Raw genomic sequence first — 11,336 nt, forward strand, 5'->3', positions numbered from 1 at the left:
GATTTCAAGAGATGGCAAAGAAATTTTCAAATCTCCTCCTGACTCCTGACTCCTGACTCCTGACTCCTATGCCCTCACGGAAAGACTTTCTCAGCAACCCCTAATTATTATGCCTCCAGTGGGTGCAATTAGTGGTAATAGAGAATCAGAATTTAATGCTGATGTTGCAATTTGGAATCGTCAAACTAAGCTAGGAAAAGTATTTATTTCTTCCACTATTTTCACTTTACCTAATGGTGGTAAACGTTCTGCTGATGTCGCTTGGGTAGCTAATGAACGTTGGGATGCTTTAAGCATTGAAGAACAAGAAAAATTCCCTAAAATTTGTCCTGATTTTGTCATAGAATTACGTTCTCGTACCGATTCTTTAACTCAATTACAGGAAAAAATGCGAGAATACCTGAATAGTGGTTTACGTTTAAGTTGGTTAATTGATCCCCAAAATCAACAAGTAGAAATTTATCGTCAAAATCAACCTGTAGAAATTCTATCCTTACCGACAACTTTATCAGGAGAAGATGTTTTACCAGGATTTATTTTAGAAGTACCTAATTTTCCATGATTAATAATAGCATTTATCCCAATCACCAATCACCAATCACCAATCACCCATTACCAACCTACTTTGTAATCCGATTTAATAAAAATAGTGAAGCTATAAGTCCTGAAAAATGCGCTGATACAGTATTTATATTTGCCTGTACTACAAGCATATCTAAACCGCTAATAATCCGAGTGGGGTCAAATAATTGCGTTGTTACTGCTTGTGGCGAAATTGACCTAGCAACCAGTGTACCTACAATCGCTTGCGCTCCTAACAGTGTGACTAAAATTCCACCTAAATTTACCCATAACCCTAATCTTAATACTTGCACACTTTCCAGCTTACGAGGACGGTTACTAGGATTTGAGGATTCTAATTGTTTGCCAATTGTTGTATACCTATAGGCTAAGTAAATACCCGCACCTAAAACAATTAGTCCACAAACCGCTAAAAACACACCAAAGCCTGTTCCGGGATTATTACTAGGGCTTCCTGGTCTTTGACTAAAAAAGGCAAATAATATCACTATTATACCAGAAATTACCCCTAAAACTAATTGTATCCAAAAACTAATCCAACCTGCTAGGCGAAACATTTGGGCGATCGCTCTAATATTAGAGGATGGGGTTTCAAAATTTTGTGTCATAAATCTAAATATTAAATATATTCGGTAATAGGTAATAGGTAATAGGTAATAGGTAATAGGTAATGGGTAATGGGTAATTAAATAATTATTCTCAGTCACCAATCACCAATCACCTATCACTCATCACTGCTTCCCTTAACTTCCAGAATAATTGATAATGTATATGTCAGATCAAAAAGTCAAAATTAATTATGGGTAATACTATTGTGCAATCTACTTTCCTACTCACTTTACTTTTATCAGTAGGCTTATTTTTCTTTATTCGTGCTTCTACAAAAGAACGCACCGAACAAGCGCAGTTAACTTCTGAGCAAGATGAAGCTACTTTGATGAACCAACTCAAGGAGTATTTTCGCTCCCGTTCCTACCGTGTAACATCTATAGAGAAAGAAAGGAATCAGGTTAATTTTGAAGGATTTGTTAGACCTAGCTGGTTTTTAGCTATATTCTTAACTATTTTAGCCGCAGTTGGTTTTGCTTGCCTCTCTTTGGTTTTATCTCAGCTTTTTTCTAGTCACAGTCCATTTTTCTTGGTTTTAGTCCTGCTGTCACCATTAAGTGGTATATTTTATTGGCGCAAAGCAGGAAGACTTGAGAAAGTGTCACTCAAAATGGAGTCTACCCCAAATGAACAACACTCCTCAAGTATAATTACTGTCATCGCCCATCGTGATGAACTCGCTGAGTTACAAAAGGCATTACAGTTAAAAATGGTTGACTAAACTTGATTTGTTAGTCCAGGCTTGATAATCGCATCCTGATGATGAATTGCTAACTTCTGACAGACTTTTGAGGAAAGAGAACAGTAGGGAGGAAACACACCAAATCTTATATGGGTAGTTTTGCTTTTAGATACATTTAGCAATTAAAGCTCATTATATCTAAGCAAAACATATTCTTGTGTGCTTGATTTTGTTGCTACTCCCTCCTGTATGATTATCTTAGATATAAAACCATGCAATCTAAAACTGCACAGGGTTTGACAATCTAAATTGAATTAGCTCTACTGACAGTTCAGCTACAAACTTAAAAAAAATTGAATTTTTGCATAAACTGATCAATTTTGCCAGTTAATTAATGCCACAGTCAGAAGTAAGAATTAGGATTCAATGCGTAAGAGATAATTTTAGAACTTAGCGACTTGCCACAGCCACTAATTCTTGTTGACTAGCTGGAGTTTCCAACACTCTCAGACTAGGAAATAGAAAATGATTCTCTTCTACGTATTGAGCGCCAAACAGACCTTTTTCCGCCCAGAAATAACGGTCTGTAGTGTGTTCGTTGCGTTTTACAAGTAGCAAGGCAGGAGGCAAGATACCTTCAGCTTGAATGAATTTTCTCGCTGCTGTCACAGGTTTATCTTCGCCACTTTCTATGCTGTACTGAGGTACGTGTTCTAGAATCCGTCGTCCTTCCTGACGACGACGACTTTTCCGTTTGCGTCTCCTTGCCAACCTATTGTCCTCCTCTTTCAAGCTATAAGTTTGTAGTCATAGCTACAAAACCCGTCGTAATTATATAAGTTATAACTGAAAAAATCAATGGTTTTTAACCTTTTGATACAACTAAAGTCATCTGTTAGCAATTTAGAAAAATTATCAGTAGCAAAGTATCGTGTACATTACAGTATAAATCACTAGAAATTCGGAAATGTATCAAGTTTTTTGGTCTTAGGGAATAGGGAACAGGGAACAGAGAATAAATTGCTGTGTAATTCATTAGACTGGAAAACGCTATAAAATATTTAGTACAGCAGAAGGCAGGGGAGGTAGGGGGAGCAGGGGAAGATTAATAACCCAATCCCCAATCCCCAGTTACCTGCTATCAGCCGCTAGTCCATAATCCTGAGTAAGAACTAAAAATGTTAATTTCTGCTAGTTCTGATTTTATTGCTCTATGCAAAGAGCAAATATCTCTGTTAACCCAAGGACTGGGAGCGTCTTTGAGTGTTGTCTATTTAACTCAAGAATTAGTAGACACTCCCACAGGTGAGGCGCAATTAATTCCAGTGGTGGTTTACCCAGAGACAGTAAGATTAAAACAAGCCGAGGATCTGGTTCAGGGTCAAGACAACAAGCAAATAAAATTTAGTAAAATTTTGGCATTACCAGACCAGCGGGGAAAGTTATTGACAGCAGGTTCAGCTTCTGATCCTCCATCCCCGGAGTCAGAAAATACAAATACACCCCTACCAAATTTAGAAGATGAATATATATTCAGTGGTAATCAAATTGTGTTACCTCTGATTTATGAAAGTGTGATGATGGGGTTATTGGTGACAGGAAGAGAAGATCGACCTTGGAATGAATCGGAAGAAAGGGAAATTCAACGCATAGCTAAAACCCTAGCGATCGCCTGTATTTTAGATCAGCGTCAAGTTTGGTTACAACAACAATTACATCAACAACAACTTCTGCAAGAACAACAACGGGATTTATTGGATAATCTTTTACACCAGTTTCGCAACCCTTTAACAGCTATTCGCACCTTTGGGAAACTGCTGTTTAAAAGATTGCGGCCAGCAGATCCTAACCGAGATGTAGCCACCAGTATAGTTAGGGAAAGCGATCGCCTCCAAGAATTATTACAACAATTTGATCAAGTTATAGACTTAACAGATACAGATTTAACCCCCATTCCCCTGCCAGAGTCTAAACTGCCAGAATCCAAAATTGTTGTCGAGGCATCTGTACAGAAACCAGCTAACCCACCCCTATTATTACCAGGAACAGGAGAAAATATTATTGATTGTCACTTACAAGATTTATTAGTACCATTATTAATATCGGCTCAAGCTATTGCCCAAGAAAGAAATCTAGAATTAATAGCAGATATCCCTGAAAATGTACCATTAGTAAAAGCTAATATCAAAGCATTAAGAGAAGTATTGAGTAATATTATTGATAATGCCTTGAAATATACCCCTGCTGGCGGGAAAATTTGGATTCAAACCGGACTGCAAAAAGCTAATTTTCAAGGTTTAGCTATTAGTGATACAGGTCCTGGTATTCCTCCAGAAGACTTAAAGCATTTAGGAGAAAGACATTATCGCGGTGTACAAGCACAAACAGAAATTCCTGGAACCGGTTTAGGAATTGCGATCGCCAAACAATTAATCGCACAAATGCAAGGAGAAATCGAAGTTTTTAGCCCTGCATTAAATTCAAATATTACTTCCCCAAAACATCCAGGAACTACTTTTATTATTTGGTTGCCGGAAGTAGGTGATAGATGACTGGGGACTGGGGACTGGGGACTGGGGACTGGGGACTGGGGACTGGGGACTGGGTAATCAATTTTATTTTTCCCAATCACCAATCACCAATTACCAATTACCAATTACCAATCACCAATCACCAATTACCAATTACCAATTACCAATCACCAATCACCCATCACCCATCACCACTATTGCACAGAAATTAATAGATTTTGATTAATTGTCATTTCTAAATCTGTGTTAGGTTCAATGGCAATTAAATCCACACTATTTCTACCAAAGAAAAGACCAATCAGCGCCCCAATACCAGCACCTCCGAGAACTTCTTCTGTAGCCACGGCGCGATCGCCTGTCACCGCAGATACTGCTGCTGCTGCTCCTGCTCCCAATATAGTATTTCTGATAATTGAACTGGTGCTAGTGCCTTTCCTCACAGTTTCCACTTTGGTAATCACATCAGAACTAGCACTCACATTATATTCTTGCCCTGTGGTTAAAACTAATTTTTGTGCTACAAATTGAGAACCACCTTGAGCCGGTCTAAGTTCACCTATCACCTGACTCCCCGCAGGAATCACTACTCTACCATCTTGAGTAATTACACTTTGTGATGTGGTTAAAGTTAAAGGTGCAGTTTCATCTTTAGTTACTAGAATTTTTTCAGCCCGTTCATACTTGACAGGAATCACTGTTCCTTGGGGAATGGTAACAGTTGTAACTGGTGGTGGTGTGGTTTGCAGAGCTACAATATAAGGTGAGTTAATAGTCGCAGCCTGATTAGCACTCACTAAAGCTTGGTAAATGAAAGCCGCTACTTGCGCTCTGCTTGCAGTTACACCAGGATTGAGAAATCTCACATTAGGATAGTTGACGACAATACTTCTTTCAGTGGCCGCAGCAATGGGAGTACGAGCATAGCCAGAAATACTTGCAGAATCATTGAATAATCGTAGAGTGCTTTCCACATTACCAGTAGCAGCATATTCTAAACCATTAGCCAAAGAAACTAAAACTTGTTCACGGGGAATAGCTTGATTAGGTCTAAAAACATTGCCAGGATATCCTGATAAGAAACCAATAGAGTAAGCTTGTCTAATGGCGTTATATGCCCAATAATTACTAGGGACATCATTAAAATTGATAGGTTGCCGCTGTGAAGATTTGCTAAAAGCTTTATTAATCATGGCTGCAAACTGCGCCCGTGTCACCGGTTCTTCTGGACGAAATGTACCATCAGGAAATCCCGCAATTACACCCCGTTGTGATAACTGTTGAATAAATTGTGATGCCCAATAATTAGATGAAACATCAGAAAAACCAGTTTGTGCTAAGGTTGGTGCAGATGTTATTAAAGGTGTTACACTGCCAACTGTGACACTCAAAGCCATGAATAAGGCTGTTTTTGATTGCAAGCGATTTAAAGTAAACATTGATTTTACTCCTGTAAAAATTATAAGAAGGAACAAGGAACAGGTAACTTTTAACAGGGGATAGGAAAAACATGAAAAGTCTTTTGCTATCTGACTTTGATAATCACTGTTTGTCCTAACCCACCTAGTAACTGCTTTATTTGTTTTTTTTGTTATCTACTCTGTTAACTACTTAGACAATTTTCACCTTAAACTGTTCCCAGTTGTTTCTTGAATTTGTAAATAGTTTTACTTTTAGGTTTACTGTCATTGATAGAAATACGAATTTAGTAACAGCAGTGAATTATGACTTTAGTCATCTACTTTAGTCATCTATTAAATATTGTTTTTAACATAAAATCAAGCGATCGCACACAATATTTGCAATGGCGATCGCTTTTTCAGCATCATAAAACTCACGACTGCAATTAAGTTAAGTCTAGTTACGAGATAGTACCAAATTAGACAAAAGTGTGATATCTAAATCCTCTTCCGTCCGCAAAACGAAAACATCAGCCTGTTTCTTCCGCAACAGCACACTTGCTAAAGCACCCGCAGCAGCACCACCAATAGGTTCTAAAGTTTCAATTTTCTTGTTACCTGTCAGTAGTGAAATCACAGTAGCTGCACCAGCACCAATAGCAGCATCAGTTAAAACCTGTCCAGTATCAGTTCCTTTGGAGATTTTTTCAGTTTCGGTGATAGTGCGAGAATTAGCATTAATCTGCTGCCGTCTTCCACTGGCAAATACTAATTCTCTAGCTACAAAGCGTACACCTTTTTTATTGTTACTGTTAGGCAGGTTCACCGGTTGTAACTCCCCTACCACCTCAGTATTAGCCGGAATCAACACATTTCTGTTACTGTCGATAATATCATTAGCTATTCTCAGCGTTAGAGGTAATCTTTCTCCAGGATTTACAATTACTTTCTCTTTTTCATAAGTCACAGGTAAGGTGACATTTGCCGGAATGGTAATGGTTCGGGGTTGGTTAATATTGAATTGTGCTTGAGCAGGAGCAAAGGTAAATAAAGGGGTGACAGCACCTGTAGTAATGGCTATTGTCATCAGTGCCGCAGTTCCAGACTGCCAACTCATAAGACTTCTCATATATGATATTTCCAATGATGTGGATAGATTTGATGACGTGGGTTGACCCGGATAGTTTCTTCTATTATCAGTTATCCGTTAGTAGTTGACTGCGTTTTTCAGGGTGAGACTCAGTTTCCCAGTTACCAAGAGGACAAAAAAGATGAGTAAGTACATTATTTTTAAAGCTGAGGATGCAAGCTCTCAACAGTGGGAACAAATGCTATTAGCTCACACAGGTGCTTGTACTGATATACTTGCAGAACATTACGATGGTTCCAAAAAACCAATTCCCCAACCAGGATACAGACTAAGAGATTTTCACACAGTTGAAAAATTTATTGATCCTCAATTTCCAGGTGCGAGTACCCATAGCAGGGTAGGTGATTGGGAAGTGACAAGAGTTGAGGAATATGTACCTAATTTACCTGTGGGTGGGTTTGAATCAGTAGTGATTTGTTATTGCCACTACTCCCCTGTGGTTACTCCACTAGAACCATTACCCAGACTTCAATTTGCACAAGAATTACAGCAAGTTTAGACAGCAAATATACAACTACTGATTCCCAAAATAAACAAAACAGCCCACAAAAATCAGCATGACAGATGAGCAGCATCAACGGAGGAGCGTTGTATAAAACTTGCTAGAAGCAAAGGTAAGCGATTAGTCGAGATTATCAACACAGAAGATGAACCCCTGCCAATAATCTGTATTTTTGAGGATTACCCAAATGAGTGAAACAGCTACTCAAGTGCCTATAAATACTATTGTTCCTATGCTGAATGCAATTAGCGATCGCAACTGGCAACAATTCAAAATTTTAGAAGCTGATTTTGTTAGTCAGTATGGGGTAGAAGTATGGGAAGAAGTATTTAATTTCCGTCTCAAACCAGCATTAGATCAAGATTCTGACCGTTGGTTGTTGGTTCAAAAATGCAGCCAGGGTATTAAATCAGTAAAAACAGTGACTTAGTTGAGGCGATCACCTACCTACGGCTAGTTACCAAAGGTAAGTCCTATGGGTAATTTGGTAACAGGTGAGAAAATCCTAGTTTTAATCCTGTTCATCCTTTAATCCTGGAAATCCTGATTCTGACAATTTCCCAAACAAAAACCCGCCCTTGGGCGGGTTAAAATTTGTAGGTTTAATCAAACGCCTACATCACAACTAACTCAACTTAGAAGCTGAAGGTTGTACGCAAAGTACCTACATAAATGGTGTCATTGTTATCGTTGTGTTCAGGATTGAAGATCACCAACAAACCAGGAGTAATCATAATGTTGTCGGTGAGCTTCATCTTATACAAACCTTCTAAATGGTAAGAAGTGCTAGGTTCTCCATTTACTGATGTACCAGCAACTTCGCGACCAGTAACTTTAGGAGGTTGACCAAATATTATACCCAAAGTGTTACCTTCTCTACCCAAATCTTTCAGACCTAATGTCGCTGCCCAGTACCAAATATCTGCACTTTGAGCAGGACCAGTGACAGTATTAGCAGTTGTGTAACCAGCCCAGCCGCCTAATGTAATTTTATCACTGGGGTTAAAGGTCAACTGTAAGCCGTAGTTGTCAGATTCAACAGGAACAGTAGAATTTCCATTTACTGTTGCACTACCTGTGCTACCCAATAAGTTTACCTCGCCAGCGGACTGATAAGAGCGAGCATAGGCGAAACCTAGATTTAAGGCTTTACTTGGCTTGAATGCTATCTGACCGAAAATAGTGTTACTACCATCAAACAAACCTTGACCAATAGCAGGATTAGCAGCGTCATTTCTACCTCTAGCAAAATAAGCTGCACTTAAAGTCAATGGTCCTTGAGGATTAACGTTAACAGTGATACCTGCACCATCTTGAGCTAGGCGATAGATAGGGCTGAAACGTCCGTAACGGGATAGCGCACCTGTACCACTGCTTCTGAAGTCAGGGTTGAAAACGTTCACGTTTTCATTCAACTCCCCACCAACAGCGTCAATCCTGACACGGATTTTTTCACCAAAGTTGAAAGCGTAGTTGAGTTTGTCAATTTCAACTGAGTTGCCAGTACCAGTATTAGCTTCATAGCCTAAACGGGTCATTCTAGTCCCAGTCGAAGCAGATCCAGTTAAACTATCCAATGATTGAATATTTCCAGCCTGTAAACGGGTTTGCAACACATCAGTACCCATGAAGCTGCTTTCTAAACTCAACCGCACCCGGTTGGAGAAAGTTATGTTGCTGTCTAAATTAGGATTGTTATTGGGGTTGTTGTCTTGATCAGCTTGTTTATCCCCAAAAGCCTGAGACACACTGAAAATCGCTTCCCCTCTCAGCTTGGTAGTAGTAGAAAACTGATTAGCTTCTAACTCAGCAGTACGAGCTTCTAAAGCATCTACACGACCACGCAGAGTTGCTAGTTCAGCAGAAAACTCTTCTTGTAACCGTTGCAAGGTAGCTAAATCTTCCTTGCTTACCATGTCAGCGGTAGCTGTAGCAATCAATTCGTTAACTCGGTCTAAGCAAGCATTCAAACCTGCTGCAAATTCATACCGACTCAAAGCACGATTACCGCGGAAAGTACCATTAGGATAACCTGCAACACAACCGTAACGCTCAACTAATGACTGCAAAGATTGAAACGCCCAGTCAGTGGGTTGCACGTCGGAAAATTGAGAAACGGATGTTACTTGACCGATGCTATTAGCTTCCTGAGATAACTGTGCAACACTGGTTGCTTGTTGATTGACTTCGTTTGCTAAGGCACTGTTAGCAGACAGCAAGGTAGCTGCAATAACTGGACTAACTTTTAGAACATTCCAAAATAGTTTTGTCATGTTTTTACTCTCACTCACACCTAAGGAATTTTGATGATTATGATAAAATACCCGAAGTTTTCAGGGCATTTACACATAAAATTCTTTGTATTCACTATATATTATTTATGGTATCCAGCACAAGTCCCAAATTAATATTTTAAGTTAATTTTTGGAAGAAATACTGGTTAATTGGGTCTGTAAATTCAGCACAACACTGCGTCTATGACGTGATATTTTTCCTTCTTCCTCAAATTTCTGCAATAGTCGTGTCACTGTGACTCTCGTTGTGTTCAACACCTCTGATATCTCTTGATGTGTAAGATTTAAATCAATCAACTTACCCTGTTCTATATCCCGACCAAATTTTTCACTCAACCACACCAAAAATTTCCACAACTTTAGAGAAGTTGGCTTACGATGTAATATGCTTAAAAGTTCCTCTGTTTGCTGAATGTAGTGCAATAATGCCTTTATCTCTTCATGCCAGAGATGGGGCGGTATCAAAGTCGCTTCTACACTGGTCAAACACTCAATATGGTAGGGGTTGACTTTTGACAAAGGATAGCCAACTATATCTCCTAAACTCCAATAACCCAAGGTGATATATGTTCCATCTTCATTCCAAGTCAAGGTACGAACTAACCCTCGATCAATACGCCACAATACATCATTGCTGACTGGAATTATTGACCGACGAGTAAATATTTGTTGGTTTAAATGTTTGTTTTTAGGGTAGATGAGGGTTTCAGTTGTGGAAAACATCATTTTTAGTTAGATGGGTATAATAGGTATAAATTTAAATAACGTAAGTTGCTAGTTCTGCAAGAAAGGCTCTCAAATCAAAGTAAGAAGGATACGTAGACAGCAAAAAAGCAGGGAACACCATTATAATTCATTCTTTCTCCTGACTCCTGACTCCTATTCCTAACTAGCAACTTGGGTTAATAGATTTTAGATGGAAGATATTTTTACGCTATCTTGCATTGACTGTAATATTAAAAGTTTAAGAATAGGTAAGCTTTTAGTGAAATGTATGTTATTTAGGGTTTGCTGAATAAATATGAAAACTTTACAGGTAAAAAGCAAGATATATCAAGGGTTAGTAGCTAGTTACTGTTTTCTTAACCAATACTAACAAATACTCACATTTACTGAAAATTTCCTGTCATCTTTTGCTTTGTGACAGAATTACAGTAAAATCACTGTATGCTACTAGGATTCAAAACCCAACTCAAAGTTAACAAGCAACAACGACTACTACTGGCGCAAAACGCAGGAGTAGCCAGACACGCTTGGAATCAAGGTTTAGCACTTTGTCAACAGGTATTATTACATAACAAACTGCAACCAGAAGACAAAATCAAATTTCCCACAGCCATAGATTTACACAAATGGTTAGTAGCAGCCATTAAATCTACCCATCCTTGGTATTATGAAGTGTCTAAATGCGCCCCTCAATACGCATTAAGATATTTGTCAGATGCTTTTAAATCTTTCTTCAAAAAAAGTAAAGGGTTTCTTAAGTTTAAGAAAAAGGGTAAACATGATTCTTTTACCTTAGATGGTGTCATAAAAATTGACTACAGAAAGGTAAAAGTACCCGTAATTGGTTGGATAAAAACTTATGA

12 protein-coding genes and 1 pseudogene are annotated in these 11,336 nt (G+C 38.6%); 7 read left to right on the plus strand and 6 right to left on the minus strand.

What is annotated here, in order from left to right:
* Window positions 1-88: 88 nt before the first annotated feature.
* A pseudogene (locus H6F47_RS24830) lies at window positions 89-562 on the plus strand (Uma2 family endonuclease); the annotation flags it as partial.
* Window positions 563-620: 58 nt separating this feature from the next.
* Here H6F47_RS24830 and H6F47_RS24835 read toward each other — a convergent pair.
* Complete coding sequence (locus H6F47_RS24835) at window positions 621-1,190, minus strand: DUF3611 family protein (RefSeq protein ID WP_187040224.1); 570 nt, start codon at window positions 1,188-1,190, stop codon at window positions 621-623.
* 191 nt (window positions 1,191-1,381) lie between these two features.
* Here H6F47_RS24835 and H6F47_RS24840 point away from each other — a divergent pair, with 191 nt between their 5' ends.
* A complete protein-coding gene (locus H6F47_RS24840) occupies window positions 1,382-1,912 on the plus strand; it encodes a cofactor assembly of complex C subunit B (RefSeq protein ID WP_190651471.1) in 531 nt (176 codons plus the stop codon).
* Window positions 1,913-2,323: 411 nt separating this feature from the next.
* Here the strand turns inward: H6F47_RS24840 and H6F47_RS24845 are convergent, their stop codons facing one another.
* Entirely contained in the window at window positions 2,324-2,644 is a 321-nt protein-coding gene (locus H6F47_RS24845; RefSeq protein ID WP_096572014.1) for a DUF3155 domain-containing protein, read from the minus strand.
* A 407-nt stretch (window positions 2,645-3,051) separates the two neighbouring features.
* On the opposite strand from H6F47_RS24845, the gene H6F47_RS24850 reads away from it, so the two are divergent.
* A complete protein-coding gene (locus tag H6F47_RS24850) occupies window positions 3,052-4,425 on the plus strand; it encodes an ATP-binding protein (protein WP_190651473.1) in 1,374 nt (457 codons plus the stop codon).
* Between the two features lie 173 nt (window positions 4,426-4,598).
* Here the strand turns inward: H6F47_RS24850 and H6F47_RS24855 are convergent, their stop codons facing one another.
* Window positions 4,599-5,840 (minus strand): S-layer homology domain-containing protein, encoded by a 1,242-nt coding sequence (locus H6F47_RS24855; protein WP_190651475.1) that lies wholly within the window; start codon window positions 5,838-5,840, stop codon window positions 4,599-4,601.
* A 285-nt stretch (window positions 5,841-6,125) separates the two neighbouring features.
* Between H6F47_RS24855 and H6F47_RS28710 the strand changes: the two genes are divergently transcribed.
* Window positions 6,126-6,251 carry a hypothetical protein gene (locus H6F47_RS28710; RefSeq protein WP_255427166.1) on the plus strand — a complete coding sequence of 42 codons (126 nt, stop codon included), beginning with the start codon at window positions 6,126-6,128 and terminating at the stop codon, window positions 6,249-6,251.
* Between the two features lie 7 nt (window positions 6,252-6,258).
* Here H6F47_RS28710 and H6F47_RS24860 read toward each other — a convergent pair whose 3' ends face one another.
* The gene (locus H6F47_RS24860; protein ID WP_190651477.1) at window positions 6,259-6,930 is read right to left on the minus strand and encodes a conjugal transfer protein TrbI; all 672 of its coding nucleotides are present in this window, start codon (window positions 6,928-6,930) and stop codon (window positions 6,259-6,261) included.
* A gap of 142 nt (window positions 6,931-7,072) precedes the next feature.
* On the opposite strand from H6F47_RS24860, the gene H6F47_RS24865 reads away from it, so the two are divergent.
* Window positions 7,073-7,450 carry a hypothetical protein gene (locus H6F47_RS24865; protein ID WP_190347974.1) on the plus strand — a complete coding sequence of 126 codons (378 nt, stop codon included), beginning with the start codon at window positions 7,073-7,075 and terminating at the stop codon, window positions 7,448-7,450.
* 190 nt (window positions 7,451-7,640) lie between these two features.
* On the plus strand, window positions 7,641-7,883 hold the full coding sequence (locus H6F47_RS24870; protein ID WP_137668615.1) for a hypothetical protein: 243 nt from the start codon (window positions 7,641-7,643) through the stop codon (window positions 7,881-7,883).
* 205 nt (window positions 7,884-8,088) lie between these two features.
* Here the strand turns inward: H6F47_RS24870 and H6F47_RS24875 are convergent, their stop codons facing one another.
* Both H6F47_RS24875 and H6F47_RS24880 read right to left on the minus strand, forming a co-directional pair.
* Window positions 8,089-9,726 carry an iron uptake porin gene (locus H6F47_RS24875; RefSeq protein WP_190651479.1) on the minus strand — a complete coding sequence of 546 codons (1,638 nt, stop codon included), beginning with the start codon at window positions 9,724-9,726 and terminating at the stop codon, window positions 8,089-8,091.
* 144 nt (window positions 9,727-9,870) lie between these two features.
* Entirely contained in the window at window positions 9,871-10,473 is a 603-nt protein-coding gene (locus H6F47_RS24880; protein ID WP_096572008.1) for a Crp/Fnr family transcriptional regulator, read from the minus strand.
* A 441-nt stretch (window positions 10,474-10,914) separates the two neighbouring features.
* Between H6F47_RS24880 and H6F47_RS24885 the strand changes: the two genes are divergently transcribed.
* Window positions 10,915-11,336 (plus strand): helix-turn-helix domain-containing protein (locus H6F47_RS24885; RefSeq protein WP_190651481.1); only part of this gene is annotated, 422 nt, incomplete at its 3' end.

It is taken from the genome of Sphaerospermopsis sp. FACHB-1094 (assembly GCF_014696195.1).
Lineage (GTDB): Bacteria > Cyanobacteriota > Cyanobacteriia > Cyanobacteriales > Nostocaceae > Sphaerospermopsis > Sphaerospermopsis kisseleviana.

What these genes read in the sequence shown, in the direction of transcription:
- H6F47_RS24880 (WP_096572008.1), bottom strand. Translation starts at nt 10,473, where the DNA reads ATGATGTTTTCCACAACTGAAACCCTCATCTACCCTAAAAACAAACAT.
- H6F47_RS28710 (WP_255427166.1), top strand. Translation starts at nt 6,126, where the DNA reads ATGACTTTAGTCATCTACTTTAGTCATCTATTAAATATTGTTTTTAAC.
- H6F47_RS24870 (WP_137668615.1), top strand. Translation starts at nt 7,641, where the DNA reads ATGAGTGAAACAGCTACTCAAGTGCCTATAAATACTATTGTTCCTATG.
- H6F47_RS24875 (WP_190651479.1), bottom strand. Translation starts at nt 9,726, where the DNA reads ATGACAAAACTATTTTGGAATGTTCTAAAAGTTAGTCCAGTTATTGCA.
- H6F47_RS24860 (WP_190651477.1), bottom strand. Translation starts at nt 6,930, where the DNA reads ATGAGAAGTCTTATGAGTTGGCAGTCTGGAACTGCGGCACTGATGACA.
- H6F47_RS24855 (WP_190651475.1), bottom strand. Translation starts at nt 5,840, where the DNA reads ATGTTTACTTTAAATCGCTTGCAATCAAAAACAGCCTTATTCATGGCT.
- H6F47_RS24850 (WP_190651473.1), top strand. Translation starts at nt 3,052, where the DNA reads ATGTTAATTTCTGCTAGTTCTGATTTTATTGCTCTATGCAAAGAGCAA.
- H6F47_RS24865 (WP_190347974.1), top strand. Translation starts at nt 7,073, where the DNA reads ATGAGTAAGTACATTATTTTTAAAGCTGAGGATGCAAGCTCTCAACAG.
- H6F47_RS24835 (WP_187040224.1), bottom strand. Translation starts at nt 1,190, where the DNA reads ATGACACAAAATTTTGAAACCCCATCCTCTAATATTAGAGCGATCGCC.
- H6F47_RS24840 (WP_190651471.1), top strand. Translation starts at nt 1,382, where the DNA reads ATGGGTAATACTATTGTGCAATCTACTTTCCTACTCACTTTACTTTTA.